15 protein-coding genes are annotated in these 18,991 nt (G+C 47.0%); 8 read left to right on the top strand and 7 right to left on the bottom strand.

Annotated elements, in window-relative coordinates; all coding sequences use genetic code 11:
- Nucleotides 1-56 precede the first annotated feature (56 nt).
- Nucleotides 57-1,919: a WD40/YVTN/BNR-like repeat-containing protein gene (locus AOA63_RS14380; protein ID WP_053960354.1), complete on the top strand. Its 1,863-nt coding sequence runs from the start codon at nucleotides 57-59 to the stop codon at nucleotides 1,917-1,919.
- Between the two features lie 43 nt (nucleotides 1,920-1,962).
- Here AOA63_RS14380 and AOA63_RS14375 read toward each other — a convergent pair whose 3' ends face one another.
- Together AOA63_RS14375 and AOA63_RS14370 are read right to left on the bottom strand one after the other, a co-directional pair.
- Nucleotides 1,963-2,862 (bottom strand): LysR family transcriptional regulator, encoded by a 900-nt coding sequence (locus tag AOA63_RS14375; RefSeq protein ID WP_053960353.1) that lies wholly within the window; start codon nucleotides 2,860-2,862, stop codon nucleotides 1,963-1,965.
- Nucleotides 2,863-2,989: 127 nt separating this feature from the next.
- Nucleotides 2,990-4,261 carry an MFS transporter gene (locus tag AOA63_RS14370; protein WP_053960352.1) on the bottom strand — a complete coding sequence of 424 codons (1,272 nt, stop codon included), beginning with the start codon at nucleotides 4,259-4,261 and terminating at the stop codon, nucleotides 2,990-2,992.
- 263 nt (nucleotides 4,262-4,524) lie between these two features.
- Here AOA63_RS14370 and AOA63_RS14365 point away from each other — a divergent pair, with 263 nt between their 5' ends.
- Complete coding sequence (locus AOA63_RS14365) at nucleotides 4,525-4,755, top strand: DUF2249 domain-containing protein (protein WP_053960351.1); 231 nt, start codon at nucleotides 4,525-4,527, stop codon at nucleotides 4,753-4,755.
- A gap of 104 nt (nucleotides 4,756-4,859) precedes the next feature.
- On the opposite strand, the gene AOA63_RS14360 is transcribed toward AOA63_RS14365, so the two are convergent.
- From AOA63_RS14360 to AOA63_RS14345, 4 genes are all read right to left on the bottom strand, one after another.
- Nucleotides 4,860-5,891: an alpha/beta hydrolase gene (locus AOA63_RS14360; protein WP_053960350.1), complete on the bottom strand. Its 1,032-nt coding sequence runs from the start codon at nucleotides 5,889-5,891 to the stop codon at nucleotides 4,860-4,862.
- Nucleotides 5,892-6,087: 196 nt separating this feature from the next.
- Nucleotides 6,088-6,429, bottom strand: a complete 342-nt coding sequence (locus AOA63_RS14355; RefSeq protein WP_053960349.1) for a DUF6582 domain-containing protein — start codon at nucleotides 6,427-6,429, stop codon at nucleotides 6,088-6,090.
- 130 nt (nucleotides 6,430-6,559) lie between these two features.
- Nucleotides 6,560-7,561 carry a cytochrome d ubiquinol oxidase subunit II gene (gene cydB, locus AOA63_RS14350; RefSeq protein ID WP_053960348.1) on the bottom strand — a complete coding sequence of 334 codons (1,002 nt, stop codon included), beginning with the start codon at nucleotides 7,559-7,561 and terminating at the stop codon, nucleotides 6,560-6,562.
- Between the two features lie 40 nt (nucleotides 7,562-7,601).
- Nucleotides 7,602-9,005 (bottom strand): cytochrome ubiquinol oxidase subunit I, encoded by a 1,404-nt coding sequence (locus AOA63_RS14345; RefSeq protein ID WP_053960347.1) that lies wholly within the window; start codon nucleotides 9,003-9,005, stop codon nucleotides 7,602-7,604.
- A gap of 679 nt (nucleotides 9,006-9,684) precedes the next feature.
- Here AOA63_RS14345 and AOA63_RS14335 point away from each other — a divergent pair.
- A complete protein-coding gene (locus tag AOA63_RS14335; protein ID WP_171822729.1) occupies nucleotides 9,685-11,046 on the top strand; it encodes a DUF2079 domain-containing protein in 1,362 nt (453 codons plus the stop codon).
- 41 nt (nucleotides 11,047-11,087) lie between these two features.
- Here the strand turns inward: AOA63_RS14335 and AOA63_RS14330 are convergent, their stop codons facing one another.
- Nucleotides 11,088-12,218: an anhydro-N-acetylmuramic acid kinase gene (locus AOA63_RS14330; RefSeq protein WP_053960344.1), complete on the bottom strand. Its 1,131-nt coding sequence runs from the start codon at nucleotides 12,216-12,218 to the stop codon at nucleotides 11,088-11,090.
- A 191-nt stretch (nucleotides 12,219-12,409) separates the two neighbouring features.
- Between AOA63_RS14330 and AOA63_RS14325 the strand changes: the two genes are divergently transcribed.
- From AOA63_RS14325 to AOA63_RS14305, 5 genes are read left to right on the top strand one after another with little or no spacing between them, the layout of a single operon-like run.
- On the top strand, nucleotides 12,410-14,023 hold the full coding sequence (locus AOA63_RS14325) for a spore germination protein (RefSeq protein WP_053960343.1): 1,614 nt from the start codon (nucleotides 12,410-12,412) through the stop codon (nucleotides 14,021-14,023).
- Nucleotides 14,016-15,107, top strand: a complete 1,092-nt coding sequence (locus tag AOA63_RS14320; RefSeq protein WP_053960342.1) for a Ger(x)C family spore germination C-terminal domain-containing protein — start codon at nucleotides 14,016-14,018, stop codon at nucleotides 15,105-15,107. The genes AOA63_RS14325 and AOA63_RS14320 overlap by 8 nt, the downstream gene beginning before the upstream one ends.
- A 50-nt stretch (nucleotides 15,108-15,157) precedes the next feature.
- Nucleotides 15,158-16,225, top strand: coding sequence for a GerAB/ArcD/ProY family transporter (locus tag AOA63_RS14315; RefSeq protein ID WP_053960341.1), 1,068 nt, complete (start codon nucleotides 15,158-15,160; stop codon nucleotides 16,223-16,225).
- Nucleotides 16,226-16,273: 48 nt separating this feature from the next.
- Complete coding sequence (locus AOA63_RS14310; protein ID WP_053960340.1) at nucleotides 16,274-17,749, top strand: FMN-binding glutamate synthase family protein; 1,476 nt, start codon at nucleotides 16,274-16,276, stop codon at nucleotides 17,747-17,749.
- Nucleotides 17,742-18,914 carry an NAD(P)/FAD-dependent oxidoreductase gene (locus tag AOA63_RS14305; protein ID WP_053960339.1) on the top strand — a complete coding sequence of 391 codons (1,173 nt, stop codon included), beginning with the start codon at nucleotides 17,742-17,744 and terminating at the stop codon, nucleotides 18,912-18,914. Before AOA63_RS14310 ends, AOA63_RS14305 begins: the two co-directional genes overlap by 8 nt.
- Nucleotides 18,915-18,991: the final 77 nt, after the last annotated feature.

Here is an 18,991-nt window from a genome sequence, read left to right as displayed (position 1 = left end):
CATTACGTTAAGTTAAGTAGGACTGAAGTGGGGCGTCGTTGAAGGAGAGTCAAACAATGAAGCGTGGGCAGGTTCTCATTTTTGGCAGTATCAGTTTACTGACTTTGGCCAGTTGTGGCATCAAACACTCGATGTCTAAACCCTTATCGTTTCAGGTTCAGCCCTTTCGTCTCAATCAAACGGCCTCAAGTATCCGGCCAGTCCTTGCACATGCAACACTGTCCCTAGCCTCAGTGCAATTTTTCACTGTCCAAGACGGCGAAGCCATTGGGGTCATTGGCCCAGTTGACGGGATATTTCAAACCACCAATGGTGGCCATACTTGGCAACAGATTTTTCATCATCCTCATATCACTCACCTCAATATGCTTAATCCTCAAGATGGATGGTTAACCACATGTTCTGATACCGCATGTTCAAATGCCAATCAATTAATGAAAACCTTAAACGGCGGAAAAACCTGGCAACTCATTTATCAGGCTCCTTCTGATGTCAGTTTAGGCGCGCCCGATTTTCTTTCGGCGACCACTGGATACATAGTCGAAACGGATTATAAGACTTTAACAACGGATTTAATGCGCACCAACAACGAAGGAAAAAATTGGTTCCCTCTCAATTCACCACTTAACCATCCAGGCATCCTGATAAATGCCGTGGATTTTCTTACAGCCCATACCGGTTGGCTTTTAGTAGGACACCAAATGGGAGCTGGAGCTGAAAGCAAATCCTTGTATTCCACTCATGATGGAGGTCAAACCTGGCAATTGTTAGCCAGTACAGGATCTTTATCCATGCCGTTATCACATCCCCCTATTCCTTTAACGGGGTATGTAGATGGAGAAGGAGCCGGTCTTCTTTTCCTCAGCCATCTTGTCGGCTATTTGCCATTAATCCGTGGGCCAATCTTGATGACAAGGGATGGAGGACGTCAATTCACACCGGTTTGGTCGAAAAATTTTGTGCCTGGTAATCAAATCATTCTCTCGATATCATTTCCCTCACCCCCAACCGGGTTCGTTCTTTCCTCTTTTCAAGGGATGAATATGTTATGGCGAACCAGCAATAGAGGGAAAACCTGGTCCGCCATTTATCCTCCCGTAACTCCTAATGGACCGATAGTATTGACTTCCCATATGGGCGTAGGCATTAGCACTCAAAGTTACCAATCCGATCTTTTAATCAGCCACAATGACGGCATGTCATGGTCGATACAACACAAATTTCCTACACTAGTGGGAACGCTAGACTTTGGACCTCATCATAGCTTATGGATGACAACTCTTAAGGGCAATTTGTGGTATAGCCTTAATCAGGGACGCACGTTTTATCACATCACGGCTCTACCTCATGACCGCATTAGCACACTCACAACCAGTGCCCAATCGATCTTGGCTGCGGTGAAGACACCGCATGGCTTTGTTCCGATGCGTTTTAGATACCCAGTATATTCTGGCGCAAAATTTCACTGGCAAATTTTGCACTGGCCGGTCAGTCCCCAGTGGATAGCTGAACCTCGTGCCCATGATATTTGGGCATTAGGGACGAACCTGGCGCAGTCCCAAGCGTCGGCACAATTTAGCCAGTCCCATCCCAGTCCCAAAGCGATTGCTCTTTATAAGATGCAGCATCCTTTACAGTTATTTCTCTATCATAAGAATACTCGGGGTCAGTGGATTCGTTACAACCTTCCTGATACTGTATCCACGTTAAATCCGCCACGCGGTCTATTTTTCCGTTCTCCGCAACTGGGATATTTTTGGACTGCCAATAAAATTTTCGTGACAGACAATGGCGGAAGGAGTTGGAATCAAATTTCTTTTCCCCAGAGCACAGCCCTGTCCTTTGTCAATTTCTTATCGTCTTCTGAAGCTTGGATGAGTTTTGACAATGGTTCCCATGCACTATTTGAAATACCTTAAACAATAATCCCCATTAGGTCGCGTACCCTTCCCATTCGTTACATCAAGGGCTTTTCAAGATGTCATGTTGCATAATATGCTGCAGAAATAACTGTGACGCACTATCGTTATCCATATCCTGTTTGCGAATCAAGTATAGATGACGCAATATCGGCCCTCCTTCCACGGATAGAATTCTCACGTGGCGATTAGTCATCATTGCCGCAATTTGCCGGGAAGCAAAACCCACTCCAATACCCGTGGCCACCGTTTCAATCAAGGCTTCATGAGAATCCACTTCGCAGACCACACGCCAATCCTGTTCTAATCCCCGCTCTCTCAAAGCAGTAATCGCTGTCAGTTGAGTGCCCGATCCCTCTTTACGCTGAACAAAAGGCAGCTGCGCAAGATCTTTTAAGGGAATGGATGTCGACCATTTTTCATATTGTGGCAGATTGGGGACAACCAATATCACTTCGTCTCGGCCTATCAATTCACTACGCCACGATTTAGACAGGGGTTCAAGTCCGACAAAACCCATTGCAGCACGGTCCTGTTCAAGGGCGTGAAAAACCATCTGGGAATTCATGATGGATACGTGGATGTGAATGTGAGGATATTGACGCAGAAAAGTTGCTACCGCCGGTAACACCAGGATTTTCGCAGGCACCGTACTGGAGGCGATTTCTATGAATCCCCTAATAGGTTCATAGTGATTAAAAGATTGCTTTAAGGCCTCCCATTCCCCCAGAACCCGTTGCGCAAACTCCAGCACTTGCATTCCTGCCGGGGTCAACTGAATAGTACCGCTAGACCGATCCATTAATGTCGTGCCTAATTCCTGTTCAAGATGTTGTAAATGACGAGAAATCGTCGGTTGACTGGTTTGCAACAGCAAGGCCGCACGGGATAAATTTCCGGTCATAGCAATCGTGCGAAAAATATGCAGATCCTCATCGGTCATTAAGGTCGTCCTTCCCTATGCAAAAAATGCATAGTTCTCAAGCAATATTTTACCTAATCCAACGAATGAGGAAAAGTTTATCAATCCTGATCAAAAATGAATCCGATCACAGTTATTGCTGACAATTTCAACGCCGGCCTTGAGCTAACCGCACGGCTTCGGGACGCCGTCTCAATCGCGCCATGGCCCACACTCCTATTGCCGGACCGATTGCAAGAACCGCCAGTACATAATGCCAACCCCAAACCGGCTCAAGCATGCCGACCAATTCAATTGAGCCAATGGTAATGAGAAATCCGACCGCCATTTGCAAGGTTAAGGCGCTCCCCTGCAAATCATGGGCACTTAATTCTGTTACGGCTGCGGAAAATTGGGCTGAATCGGCAATCACAGTAATGCCCCAAATAACAGCGATGAGAAATGTCCAAGCAGGCGCCCTGTGAAAGGTAAATCCAATGAGAATCGCCATCGTGCCACTGAGGGTCATGGCTCCCATTGTGGCGCGCGTTCGGCCAAAGCGGTCAGCTGCCCATCCTCCAAATAGGGCTCCAGCAAATCCGGCCAATCCAATAGCGATAAAACTGGCCGTTCCCGCTAATCCAATCAGAGTATTGCCATTCCAATCACGAGACCAACTGGCAACAAAAAATACAGGTAACCAGGTCCACATGGCATAAAGTTCCCACATATGACCCCAATATCCCAAGTTCGCCCACATCACCGGTCTGTCACGCAGTACTGCACCGATGCGGTTCCATCGAAATACGGGCGCAGGAAAGGTTCCAGGATGTTCTGGAACCACCCACAAAATCACACCCCAGGCAATAATAGCCAGTGTTGCGCTTCCCATTAACACCGCTTGCCAGTGCCGTAATAAGGGAAAACCCACTAGCAAATGAGGCATAGCTGATCCCATTGTTAAACCGCCAATGAGAATCCCCACGGCTAATCCGCGTTGGCGGGGAAACCACCTCGCAATCCACTGAACAGCTGTAGGATAGACAACAGCCAAAAAGGCTCCCGTTAGGATGCGTAAAGCAAAAGGTTCCCAGCCACCGTAAGGAAAAACTACCAAAAGCGCGGTGGTTGTTGCAGCGCCGAATGCTCCCCACGCCATCAAGGTACGTAAACGAAAGCGATCCGCCAAACCCAGGGTGGCACTAATTAAAGCACCTCCGACAAAGCCAAGTTGTACAGTAGCTGTAAGCCAACTAAGCAGCGTAGCCGACAAATGCCACTCGACTTGTAATGTTTTTGTTACAGCGGATGCACTAAACCACACACTCATCGCCAGCAATTCGGCAAGCGTAATCCAAAAAAGGGCTGCCCACCTTGAGTGATGGGGGGGTTGGTGCTGCGTACTGTAATCGGATTTTTGGAACTCTGTTTTTGTGAGCATGAGGCATCCTTCCCTGGGTGAAGCCGTGTGATTGTGTTACTATAAAAGTTATAGTAATTAAAGTCATTGTGCAAGGCTTTTCTAGCTCTTAAGAGATCGACAATTTTTGCTAAGCCCACAGATCAATAACAGTGAACAGCTCCGCCTTGTTGTCCAGAGGAAAATTCCCCAGGGGAAGCATAGTGTCTCGTTGCCGCTCCCGATAATGTAAAAGCCGTGGACATCTTCTCACATCAAACCTCATGATTAAGGAGTTCTGGACTATGGTCGTATTAGATTTAAAAGGGCTTCCCGCAAGCGAAAGACGCCCACGGATTGCGGAAGCAGTCAATCAACTTCAAACAGGAGAGTCAGCCATTATAGTTATTCAACATGAAGACTTTTGGACGGCTATTCCAAAAACCATTGAAGGATTTTCCGGTCAAGTCGATTTTGAGTCAATTACGTTCGAAAACAATTATCAAACCTTTAACGTCCTCGTACACAAAAAATAAAGACATCTCATAATTCTGGCCAAGAGCGAATAGTCTCTTGGCTTTGTCGTTCATCCTTTGCCGTGATACGAAAAAGATATCCCATAAAATCCGATATATTATTATCACCTTGAAAGACCTGACAAAACATATTGCGTCGCTATCCAATGTATAATCATGGTGTTGTACTCCTCTTCTCCTAACACGTCTTGTAATTCCATGTGATGACCATGACGAACCGGGATCCAAAGAAATTGGGTATGGCTTTGACGTGTCGCCAATTCTTCCATAACTGTAAACGGAGCATCCTGGTCATCGGTTCCATGAAGAAGCAAGATAGGAATGCGAAAATCCGTGTCTAATACACCTTCAATGGGATGATGCTCCCATTTGTCTCCTAAAAACTTCTTCCAGAAATGTGGCAACAACAGCCGAGACAACCACCGAGGTAATCCGGCAAACCGTTCTAGCATGTGTTCCAGTACTCTTTCACGGGGAATAAACGCCGAATCACAAACTAAAGCATCCATACCATGATGCGGCGCATTTATGGCTAACAATAAAGCCACTCCTGCCCCATAAGAAAAACCCCAGACGATTACAAAGTGATGACCCTTTTGATGTCGTGCAAAATCGATAGCGGCCTTCAAATCGAGACTCTCTAAGACGCCCGCTGATACTTTATGGGCACCAGGTCTATTTCCATAAGGATAATCAAAAGTCAGGATAGCGTAACCTTCATGATGAAGTCGAACCATTTGTCGATATGTGACGTCTTTAGCCAATTCACGAGAGTTACCGAAGCCATGAGAATAAATGACAACCGGACCTGTCAATGCCGGATCTTGCGATCCATCGTCTGGACGTGCCGGGATATACCATCCTTCGATTGGGGAACCATTCTCACTTTTCAAATGGACCGTTTCATAAAAAAGATTAGCCGCAGCAAGGGGATTGGATTCGGCACTTTCTGGTTCGGATCGCTCTATATACCACCGCATTGCATAATTGTAAACATAATAAATACTGCCACAGAGAAGAGCAAACCAGAGAATACTCCCCACAATCCACGTTGTTAATGAATACTCCATCCAAATACCCAGACCCGTGAAGAGGATGGCAATTATCCCAAAGAATTTAAATATCCGTATCAGCATACGGCGCTCCCGAAATATCTCACATTTCAATTATCGTTTTATACGATATTTATTGCACATCATCATGTCCCAATGCATTTAACTCCATGAGATTTATGATAAAGCCCTAAAAGATGCTGCCGACGTTTGATGCAAAACAAAAGCGTCCGACCGGCCATAATAGGTGGCGACGGACGCTCCAATCCTTCAACTTATTTCATTCTGAATATCCGGCACGCTCTAACACTTCACGGCTAGGTTCAATCCCAAACACCCGTTCGGCATCCACAATGCGCCGCCAAATCCGCTCTTTTGCCGCGCGCCCCAATTGATCATAGACATCCATTTGAGGAAAACGGCTAGCCGCATTTCGAGCATGTTCTGGCGTATCAATTGGTAAAGCATACCATGCTGGAATAGCGTATTGATTCCGATCAAGAGGATACCCTTTGGGTGGCGTGCGGTGTGCTCCCGGAGGTAAATCATCTTCAATTGGCGGAATTTCTTCGGGATCGAAAGATTCCCATTTGCCTTTTGCGTGCCTGTGCTCCTCGTTCATTCTGGCCACCTCTTTCTCTACGTGTTAAGCAACCCTATCATTACCTCAATCGCCCAATCCCTTTACGTTGACCGGGTTAAAATCCTTGAGCATTTCATCACGAACCGCCCAAGACGTAATAACCTGTCTTTTAATATTCTAAATGTTCTTGTGGCGTTATGCGTTTACGAAAAACCCAGTATGTCCACACTTGATAAGCGAGGACGATGGGAACCATGGTCAATGCGACGATGGTCATGACATGCAATGTATAAGGATTAGCTGCCGCGTTATAAATCGTTAAGTCGTCGTGAGAGGAAACACTTGAAATCATAACATGCGGAAACAAACCAACAAAAAATCCCGAAGTACTCAGTGCAATCATGAGAGATTGCAGTAAAAATGCCCATTGTTGGCGGTTTTGTATCATCCACCGTGCAGCAAACAGACTTAGCCATCCAAGTCCCGTCAAAAGGTCGTAAGTTGCCCGGTGATCAAGCGTCGGTAAATTTGCCGTCCATATCCCAAACGCCAGAGCCACAATCAAGACTGATGTTAACAAGGTTTTTGCCATACGTAATGACGCAGCGCGCAATTCTCCAGTCGTCTTCAACGTTAAAAAAGACGCTCCCTGTGCCAGAAAGAGAAGAAGGCTTAGCACACCCCCTAATATGGTATAAGGCGTAAGTAAACTCCAAAAGCCACCGACATCGTTCATCTGGGCATTAATGGGAACTCCTTGAAGCAAGTTGGCGAACGCGACTCCCCAGAGCAACGCCGGCAAAAAGCTGCCTGTCCTTAATAAGATGTCCCAGATTCGATGCCAACTTTCGGTGGCCATTTTACTACGATATTCAATAGCCACACCGCGAAAGATCAAACCCACTAGCATCAATACCAGGGCCAGATAAAATCCACTAAAGAGCGTGGCATACCAAAAAGGAAATGCCGCAAATAGTGCTCCACCCGCGGTAATCAACCACACTTCATTGCCAGACCATAAAGGTCCAATGGTGTTAATGGCCATGCGTCGTTCATGATCGTTTCGACTGACTAGGGGATATATCATCCCCACGCCGTAGTCAAATCCCTCGAGAATAAAATAACCGACGAACAGCACCGCGATTAAAATAAACCAAAATACATTGAGCATCGCTAATCCCTCCTTGTACCCCTTGTACCAGTACTACCTGTCATGATTTTGATCCCGCCAGTAAAATGTCTTTATCCGTGACCGATTCTGGTTGATTCGTTGTGGGATCTAAACCCATGAACGTGTACTTGCGAAATAGGTAAATCGCGGCGATCGCCATAGATCCGTAGACCAATGCAAACGCACTAAGAGACAATGCAATATCGGTTGCTGAAACACTTTGGGGTGAAGATACCCCATGGGCAGTACTGAGTAAACCATATACGACCCACGGCTGACGCCCAACTTCTGTCATAATCCATCCCGCAGAATTGGCTAAGTAAGGCAGAACCAGACTCCATTCCAAAACCCGAAGAAACCACCGTTTTTCAGCAAATCGGGACTTCTTCAACAAATACACTGCATAGGCCGCTAACGCTAACATCGCTGTTCCCGCGAAAATCATCAGACGGAACGTGTAATAAACAGGAGCTACAGGCGGCACATAATTGCCCGGACCATATTTTTTCACGTATTGGGCTTGCACTTGATGAATGCCTTCCACGGCACCACTTAAACGTTTATAGGCCAAAATAGACAACATATCAGGAATTTGAATTTGTGCATAATCCTTTTGCGCCTTTGCATCCACAATCGCAAAGACACTCCACGGAGCGTGCTGCGATGTGGTATTCCACAGCGCTTCTGCTGCGGCCAACTTCATAGGCTGCGACGTTTCAAGGTGTGTTGCTTGCAAATCCCCCACAACAATAACCAACACGGCTGAAATTAATCCCACAATTGATGCCAGTCGAAATGAAAATTTGAATAAATCGGGATAGTGATGGCGCAGTAATTGATAGGAACTAATCGCCAAAACAAAGAACGATGCGGTTAAATACGACGCCAAAATCGTGTGTGGAAATTCCACCCATAACTGAGGATTGGTCAATAGCGCTCCAAAACTCACCATTTGCGCCGTTCCATGGACCATTTGATATCCAACGGGCTCTTGCATAAACGAATTCGCCGTTAAAATCCAAAAACCGGAAGTCATCGTGCCGATAGCGACCAACCAAATGGCAAGCAAATGCACTTTTTTCGACAGTCGATCCCATCCGAAATTCCATACACCGATGAATGTCGATTCCATAAAAAAGGCTAACAATGCTTCGACAGCCAAAGGTGCTCCAAAGATATCTCCCACAAACCGGGAATAATTAGCCCAGTCCATACCAAATTGAAACTCCTGCAATAAACCTGTTACAACCCCTACAGCAAAGTTAATCAAAAATAGCCGACCCCAAAATTGAATGAGCGGTCGATATTCTTCTTTGCCCGTTCGGACATAAATCGTTTCCATTATCGCGATAAGAAAAGCCAATCCAATGGTAATGGGAACAAACAAGAAATGATACACTGTGGTGACCCCAAATTGGAGACGGGCCAAACCCAACTGATCCATATTCTCCCTCCTTACATTGGGATCTGCCTTGATAGGCAAATCCGGATATTATTAGCGTAAGATTTCGCGAGAGCAAGAAATACGGGCACCTGGGGCGGCTTCGCGTGTCCGATTGGTCCTCAGCCGTTCCTCCAAAGGAACTAGGATAGCTTGGTTTGAACACATTTCGATTCGGTAAACCAGTAATAAAGTCCGAATATGGCTTAACGAATGAAGTAGATGAATGACAATTATGTTTCCTTCATTCCAATCACCGTGTCGATTATGTTCAGCACCGTTTCGCTATCAACGGTTATTCACAACATCACAATTTCTTTATGGTGTTTGGGAAAAGCACAAATCATCAATGCCCTTTTTATGAAGGATTATCACACTGCAACACAGTCTTGTGTCGGTGATGATTGCGTCAGTGCATTTGTCGTTCACCAAAATCCAAAAGATTTATAGGTCATCGTGAACATTCAACACATCACTTCATCCTTCGAGGCTTTGACATGCAATGCGCTGAATCTTTCCACAGAGATCATGTAAAGTTTTGACAAACTTTTCCCTTTATGAAAGGGTTTTTGCCTTAATTTGTCGTATGTTAGGTAATTAAACAACATTTGTGAAATGAGGAGGTCAGAACACGGTTCAGACATTTTATACAAATCCTAAGACAACCCAAAAAATATGGTTATTGACACTCATCGTTTTCATAATCTATTGGACAGCAGCGCTTATTCGTTTGTATTCGGAGCGAGCCACGACATGGGATTTTGGGTATTATTCACAAATTCTGTGGCTGATTAATCATGGACATTGGCTGGCAAAATCGACCCTCAACGGACACGACGCACTGACGGATGCCGGATCGTGGATTCTCTATCCTATCGGTTGGGCTTATTCAATTCTTCATTCTCCGGGGATCTTATTCCTTCAATCCGCAGCGTTAGCATCAGGAATTCCTTTTTTGGCGTGGTGGATGAAAAAATATCCTGTGGGTTCCATACCCTTTTGGGGAATTCTATGTCTTTATTCAGTCTATCCGGCGGTATTGGGATCGGCGCTATTTGATTGGCATCCCGATACCTTGGCCATTCCGGCATTTTTTTATGCCGCGTGGGCCATCGAAACGCACCACACCCGCCACTTTTGGCTCTCTTGTATGTTGATGCTGTTAACTAAAGTCACGGCCGCACTGATTATAATAGGTTTGGCAGCGCCATGGCTTTTACGGCGACAATGGAAAATGGCTCTAGCCACTTTCTTAATAGGAGTTCTTCTCGCCTATGTTGAGGTCGATGTGCTCTTTCCCGCATTGGCCGGTCATCAAATGGCGCAATGGCAACAATATTACGGATGGCTTGGTCCAACGCCATTGTCCGGCATAAAAAATCTAATCCTCCACCCCGAGATTCTTTTGACCGCAGCCTTCCGGCACGTCGATATTCTGTATATTTTGCTGCTAGGAGCACCGCTAGCCTTTCTCCCGACAATATGGGGTCTCATTCGAGGAGGGTGGGCTTGGCCGGCATGGATTATGGTTGTCTTCAATGGGCTTTCGTTATTCTCTGCGCAAATGAATGCTTTTAATCAATACTCGCTACCCATTGCTCCATTTTGGTTTATCAGCCTGATTTTATTGTGGAGGCAGCTGCCTTCTCGTCCGGCCACATTTCTGATTCCCTGGGGTCTTGCCGCATTGAGTGTGGGTTTATGGGCGAAGGAAGAAAAACCCCTTATTTGGTATAACAAGAATCCGACCAGAGCCTTGGTGGATTGTCTGAGCAAGATTCCCCCTGGAGTACCGGTCTATGGGCAAAACAGCACCTTGGCAACGGTATCATCACGTTCGGTTGTACGGTTCCTTCCCTTGCCTCCTCGGCCCGCTCTACAGCTTCATACTGTCGTCATTCTTAACCAAAATGTCAATCCGGCCAACCGGTTAACCCCTCTATCTGTAGTTAACGCAACACTAAGACGTCTCAAAACCCATCCGCAATATTGGATGCTGATAGTCCATCAGGGTCCTATTTGGGTCTTTCAGCTTAAAGATTAGCATCGCGATCTCTAAGAAACCTACCACCATCATTGACATTTCTAGGGAAGAAATAAATTTCCCAAACATACTGCTTTCTTGGCACCGGTAACAGACGGCACATTGGTTGGCCGTCCTTCAAGATATTGCCAAGCGAGATAGGCGAAAGCCATCGCCTCTTTGGCGTCGCCCGGAATGTAATAATCATCCGTCTTCTGCCAATTAATTCTTCCGAGCCTAGTGGATAATTCTGTCATCAAGGTCTGATTGTGCATTCCGCCTCCGGCAACAATGAGATCATAGGGATCGAAAACGTACTGTCGAATAGATTGAGCGATACTTTCCGCGACGAAAGCTGTTATTGTCCTGAGACTATCCTCCTGGCTCATGTGCTGGCGCTGCATTTCACTGACAAGTTGCTGACAAAAATCCAAGCCAAACACTTCCCGTCCGGTACTTTTAGGAGGCGCTTGTTTGAAATATGGATGACTCATCCACTTTTTTACCAACACCGCATTGGCCTGACCCAATCCCGCAATGTGTCCGCCCTCATCAAAGGCCTGCTTTCCGTGAGAAATTAATGCGATCGTCCCGTCTATTAGCATATTGCCTGGACCTGTATCAAAGCCTATGACATCTTGGATAGCTGCATCCTGAGGAATGATGGTGATATTCGCTATGCCCCCAATATTCAAAAGGACTCGTGTTCGGGCTTTAGATCGAAACATGGCGTAGTCAAAATACGGAATTAATGGTGCGCCTTGACCTCCTACAGCCAAGTCACCCGCTCGAAAATTCGAGACGACAGGAATACCGGTCAAAGCCGCTAAGAGCGTTGCATCGCCAATTTGAAGACTAAAACCAATTTCTGGGAAATGAGAGATGGTCTGTCCATGAAACCCAATAACACGAACATCCTCTGCTTGAAGTCCTTGATAATCAAGAAGTCTCTGAACACTGTCAGCAGAATCCCGGGCCAACTGAGAGTGCACGTATCCCAATTGCCATAAAGAGATGGAAGTTTGAAAAAGCGAAAAAATGTCATGGCGCAATTTCTTCGAAAAGGGATGATAGTCAAACGCAATCAGCTGACATGTTGGCCATGGATCATCTCCCATAATCTTCACCAAAGCGGCGTCTATGCCATCAGCAGAAGTTCCCGTCATCAGACCAATCGCCCAAAAAGAGTGCACGATTATTCCTCCTAACGCGGTACATCAGATACGTCGACAAAATGCGCTTCAGATCCTTCACCAAGAGTCCTCGAACTTCTTTACTCCCACAAACTCTCATTGTTAATGGTAGCAAAAGTCTGTAGTGATTATAGTCATTGCATGGAAAAATCTTTGGGCGATCACACTAGGATCGAGGTGACAACAAACTGGTGGACGAACCGCTCAATGCTGATGCTGTAAAAGATGTAATCAAATTAGCGAAGCCGCTTCTCCAAGAATTGGAAGGCTGGACCACGTTATTATCCAAACCTCCTTATTCGCTCGTCCAATATTCGCCGGATTTGTCAGCGGTCTATGACCGTCTCAAATCGGGATTCGGCTCTAGTCCTGATGTGTTATTGCGCTGGATTATTGTGCCGGCTTGCGCCCCCAACAAAGTACTAGTGGCCAGCATTGACGGCCTGTCAGATACACAAATGGTCGATCAAGATATTATTGCACCTTTGTTGAAGACAACGGCCCCCCCTGAGTCATGGGGCGAAACCACCATCACCCCCGGACACATTCATTCGGAAACCCAGTGGGATAAGATTATTGAAGCCTTAGCGGCAGGTAATACCATCATCTTTGCCCCCGGACTAGATAAGGTCTGGGTAGTAGACACCGTAAAATACCGTCAACGCAGCATCGGACGGCCTCAAACTGAACTCAGCGTAAGAGGACCAGAAGAAGCTTTTAATGAAGTAATCCTAACCCAAATGAATCAATTACGTCAGCGTATTTTAGATCCTCAATTGCGTTTTCACAAACTGACGGTAGGAACCCGCCAACACACCACGGTGGCCCTGGCCTATTTAGAAGGCGTGGCCAACCCGTCTTTGATTGAAACCTGCTTGAATCGCTTAGAACACGTCAAAATCAGTGGTCACGCCAATTCCACATTGATTGCGGGGCTCATTCGCGACCATCCCCGCTCTATTTTTCCGACCATTCGCGCCACCGAACGAGTCGATATTGCCTGTTGGAGGCTTCTCGAGGGTAAAGTTGTGATTTTGGTCGATGGAGATCCCTTTGTCCTCATTGCTCCTGCCCCCTTAGGCGATTTTTACCGTACAGCCATGGACTATTCAGGGGCCTGGTATGATACCTCGTTTGTGCGAACAATCCGCTTATTGGGATGGATTTTGGGGATTTATTTTCCCGCGTTATATATTGCCCTTACTGAAGTCAATCCCAATTTAATTCCTTCCACGTTGCTCGTCATTACTTTAGGTGATCATGCTGCCCTGCCCTTTTCACCATTTGTCGAAGCCATCTTAATGGTGGTCATTGTTGAGATCTTACGCGAAGCGGCTTTGCGCCTTCCCAAATCGATGAGTACCACGATTGGGACGGTTGGGGCAATTGTGGTGGGAACCGCTGTAGTCAAAGCCGGATTCGTGAGCCCTCAAATTATTGTGGTCATCACGTTAACCGCATTAAGTTTTTATACCGTGCCCGTTTATGAGCTCACGGGTACGTGGCGGATTGTCAATGTGGTCATGCTTCTGGTATCGGCTGTCATGGGAATTCTGGGCATTGTGTTAGTCACGCTACTCTTAATTGGCATGTTAAGCGCCATGACTTCATTTGGCACCCCCTATTTTGAACCGGCAACACCTTTTAGACGAACTGACTGGAAAGACTACTTGATCCGCGTTCCCTGGACTTTATTGCGGACCCGCCTCTCGGCCGCACGTCCCTTGGTCATTGTAAGCAGCGAGCATGAAAAGGTGAAGGAACCAGCACATTTACAGCGGGGGCGCATGGAAGCCGGTGAATAAGAGAATTCTGAGTCATTTTCTCGTTGTCATCATGCTGTCTCTTTCCTTAACTGGTTGTTGGGATTCGAAAGCGCTGGAACACCGTGGTATTGTTTTGGCTGTTGGTGTCGACAAAACTCAAGCGCCTAATGAGTACCAATGGATCTTTGTGTTTCCCAACGTCACCTTATCTCCTAGTTCACTCAGTAGCATCAAGCCTAATCAGGAATATTACACCGTCAGCGTTCATGCCAGCACCTTTCCTCAAGCCCTCATGCGGGCCCAAGAAAAATCAAGCCGTGCGCTATATTTAGGGCAATTGCAAACTCTGGTCTGGTCCTGCCATCTTTCTTGGCCACAACTGTGGCCCATCATCAATGCCATCAATGCGGAAGGCACCGTTCCCAAAACCTATTGGACAATGGCTGCCAAAGTGCCACTGGAACCGATCGTGGAATATGTTTCTCCCCAAGTGGTTCCGCCCCGCACCTTCTTATCGGCGTACTTTGAATGCAAAAACTGTCAGCCCATTCGTCTCCGACAAAGCGGTTGGCAATTTTGGTCTAATGGCGTGAGTGCCGGAATCAGCCCCTTCACCCCATTAGTGTCTCTCACTGGAAAAGATTTTCGGATTCGGCACATCGCCGTTTACCCGACTGAAGGACGTCCTGTGATATTTACCCATCAAGAGACCCAAGGATTTGGCTATTTAACCGGACGGGTGCAAAAAACGTCTTTGTCCTTTTCCTGGAATCACGAAACAGTCAACGTAACCACGATGCATGAGCACCGCGCATTAAGTATTCACCAAATGGGACATACTTTGGATGTCAAAGAAAATATTCGCTTATCCGGATATATCGACGAGGTGTCAGGACATCAAATCATGCAGCTGTCTAGTCAACAGACGGTGATTACGGAAGCAGAACATCAGATTCTCCAGTCCTGTCTCGATGCTATTCACCGGGCCAATGTCACCAAGGTCGACCCATTTGGCTACGGCGAACGAATTTTGTGGTTTGGCACACATTCTTCATCGTTTATGCCTATTCAGGCACAAATTACGGTGACGATTTCTGTTAAAGGAGAAGGGATTTTACGGTAAGCACAGCGATTGAGCCGATTGGGGCTACAGAATATGTTCTTTATATTGCCATGTCCATTGTCACAGGGGCCATCTTCATTTGGCCCCAAGCCATTTTGCTGTTGGCAGGAGATGACACGCCGTGGGCCATATTAGCCAGCATTGCCATGGCTATCGTGATGAGCTCCTTGGCACTCATCTGGATGAAGATTACGCCCCCGGGGATTCTTACGGACCGGATGCGTCAGACGTGGCATGGTTTTGCCTGGCCGATTTTGTTCATTCATATCACCTTATGTTTGATTCTTGATGCCACGATGCTGGCACTCTTTGCGCAAATGCTGTCCGCTGTTTTCTACCCGCTCACCCCGCTTTGGGCCATGAAATTGATGATAGCTGCGGAATCCGCCTGGTTTGCCAGTCGCTCCTTTCACGTGCTCGCTCGTAATATTCAGTTTTGGTTTCCTGTGCTGATGCTGCTCCTGTTTTTGCTCATTACGATCGAATGGACAAATGTCCATTGTTGGTGGGCACTCCGTCCCTCCACTCATATTGTCGTCCATCCCCTCCTCCAAGCCATATTGAGTACTTGGTTTTTGTGGAAACAAAATGAAGTCTCGGTGACCGTGGCTCATTTTGTCCGCTCTCCCACTCAGATGCTCATTCGTAAACTAACGTTAGGAGCGATTCTCTTCCAAGGGATAGTTATTTCTTTGATTTATGTGATTACCGTAGGATCCATTGGGCCTTATGCCGTTCTCCGTCTGCGCTGGCCGCTTGTTTACGTCTTGAGCAACCAATCAAGCCACACATTTTATTTGAGCCGGCCGGGACTGATAATTTTGCTGATTTGGACAGGCGCCATTGTCTTTTATTTGGCAGCCCATTTATTTTGTATGGGCGTCAATTCATCTAAATTATTTACGAAATCCTATAATCTGACTCCCATGGCGGTATGGATTTTTTCCATTTTGGAAATCCTAATTACCTTTTTTATTCCCACACCGACCACCGCAACCCATTTATTATTAGATTTTTTCAATCCCGTCGACTTAAGTGTCAGCTTGATTGTCCTGGTGAGTTCCATTCTCATTCGGTTGATTGCTAACGCCCTGCACGCCAAACATCATCTGGCCTGATAAATCGCCGAAGACTTCAAATGACAGGGCTCTAAAGGAGAATTTATTATGTTACCAACAGTGATATGGACCGTTTTGATCGTTATCATGGTGCTGTTCATAGCCGGAATCGCTGTTTTATGGTGGCTCATTCGCTGGGTGGGGCATGGAGCAGAAAAACTGGCGGGTTCTTCCCCCCGCACCCATCTGACCGAAGTGTTTTTTGCTCTCCAAGCCTGGTCTTGGCGAGAAATTTTCTTACTCCTGCAACGTGCCCAGAATGGCAAAGCGGCAGAACATCCTATGGGGTCATTTGTTTTTCAGCCAAGCTTGCTTGATCAACTAGCCTTTGATCCGGCAACCCTGGAATTTAGGGAACCACGCACTCAAGACATCTCCTTGGCGGTAACCATCGGGCCTCGCGCCAAAAAACCGCTACAACTGGAATTGCCGGTGCTCATTGCCCCCATGGCATATGGCATGGCTCTTAGTGCCGATGCTAAATTGGCCTTGGCTCAAATTTCATCGTTAGCCGGAACTGCCACGTCTTCAGGTGAAGGTCCTTTTCTCCCTGAAGAACGGGCCTATGCTTACCGCTGGATTCTACAGTGGTCACAAGGTCCTTGGAACCATCAAAATCCGATGATCTTTTTAGCCGATATGATCGAAATTCACCTCGGTCAAGGAGCGGAAGCCGCTATTCGCATTTCGAAACACAAACACTTGCCCAAGCGTCTCAAACGCATAGCCCATAAGCAGCATATCGTGATTCATTCGGGGACCCCGTCCCTTCCCCAGATGTTATATCACATCAAATCTCTTAATCCTGATATCCCTGTTGGAGTCAAACTGCCCGCGACTAACCACGTTGAACGGGATCTGGCCATTTTAGCCTCGTGGCCGATCGATGTCATTACCTTAGATGGCCAAGAAGCCGGAAGTTCAGGAAGTCCCGCGGTAATTTCTGACCACTTTGGCATTTCCACAGCCATTGCCATCAAAAGAGCAAGGAGCTGGTTAGATGACCATGGCATTCATCATATCTCTCTGATTGCGTCAGGGGGCATCAAAGGCGCTGCCGATATGGCCAAATTACTTGCACTCGGTGCTGATGCCGTAGCAGTGGGATCGGCCATTTTGTTTGCGATGAGCCACATGCAGCTCTCCCCTTTCATGTCAACGACGCTTGAAGGAGCTAGCGCCCTGGTTTTTGCCGACAGTTCCCATCACACAAAACCCCGGTTTGACGTAGGCGAAGCCGTAGAACATGGCGTAAATTGGTTTAATGCTACGGCCTCGGAATTACGCATCATGTTAGAAGCCATGGGCCTCACCAACGTCAAGCAATTACGAACCGTGTCATTGATACCCAAAACCGAAGAGGCGGCCAGGTTATTAAATCTGAATTTGCCCTTGAATCACAAAAACCATAGTCTGGCTGCGCAATTAGACCGCGTCGTCGCCGAATATCAAGTGCTCAACCAGTTACTACTACGACAATATCGTTTATTGAATGCCCCTCAAGAGATGATGTTCCATGCATAAAGTCGTCGTTCTCGGTTCCCGTTTTGGCGGCTCTGCCACCGCCTATTGGTTACACAAACTGTTTTCCCATCATGAAATTGATGTGACCATTGTGGATCAATGGCCCATGATGACATACCGGCCTGCCATGGTGATGGCAGCAGCCGGTCATCCTCACATTGCGGATCAATGGCACATTCATATGGCCAGAAAATATGAACAAGCAGGGTTTCACTTTATTCGGGACACGATTTTCAAAATTGATCCGAGTTCGCAGCAGGTCATTTTAACGGGACATCCCCCACTGACCTATGACACCTTATTTGTGGCCACAGGGTCCGATCCCGGTTGGGCAACCATCAAAGGGCTAGGGCCCCAACGAAGCGGGGTGTGCGAAGATTACCTGGCCCGCAACACGGGATATGCCGTGCACAATCCCATTCATCATATTGTCATCGGGATTGGCTGTTTACATCAAAGTCCTTATGATCCGATTCAACTGCAAGCATCTTTAGACGTGCCCGGTTTTGAAGTGGGATTTTTGCTCGATGCCTGGTTAGCCAAGCAAAACCGCCGGAAAGGCACAGCGATTACCATACTGACGCCAGCCGGCGTACCAGGAGAATCCCTCGGGCCAAAAAGTCAAGAATTTCTGCTAAAGGAATTAAAACGGCGCGACATTCATCTTATCACCCATGCCCAATATGACCGGGTGACCCGGTCGAGCATAATCTTAAAGAATCGAGTGACCCTGGAAGCTGACCGAATGATTTGGGTCCCCCCTTATCCCGGATCCGAACTCCTGCGTTTAAGTGGACTTGATGATGGTTATGGATGGATGCCAACCAATGAATACTGCCGTCACGAAAGGTGGCCTAACATCTATGCGGTGGGCGACGTGAATCGCTCCGCATTGCCTAAACTGGGTCATATAGCCATGTTGCAAGCTAGGACTGCTGTCCATGCCTTTTGGGCAGAACGCAAACATAAAACCAGCAAGCCTTACAACCCCTATATTCTTCACGTCATGTGGCTCGGACACGGTAAGGGTATTTTCACGTTAAGTGATACCCTCTATGGAGGTAAACGACAATGGGTCAATGTCGGACGGATGGCTGCCGCCTCGAAATCCGTATTCAATTGGAGTTACCGCATTTTTGCGGGATGGATGCCCATCATGCCTTAAATGGCGAAGGTCAAAAACGGGGAGAAATCCCACGGCTGAACGATTTCTCCCCATCCATTCCCAAATACTGTGGACTC

Source organism: Sulfobacillus thermosulfidooxidans, assembly GCF_001280565.1.
In the GTDB taxonomy this organism is placed as follows: Bacteria; Bacillota; Sulfobacillia; order Sulfobacillales; family Sulfobacillaceae; genus Sulfobacillus; species Sulfobacillus thermosulfidooxidans_A.
This window is presented reverse-complemented; position numbering and strand designations above follow the sequence as displayed.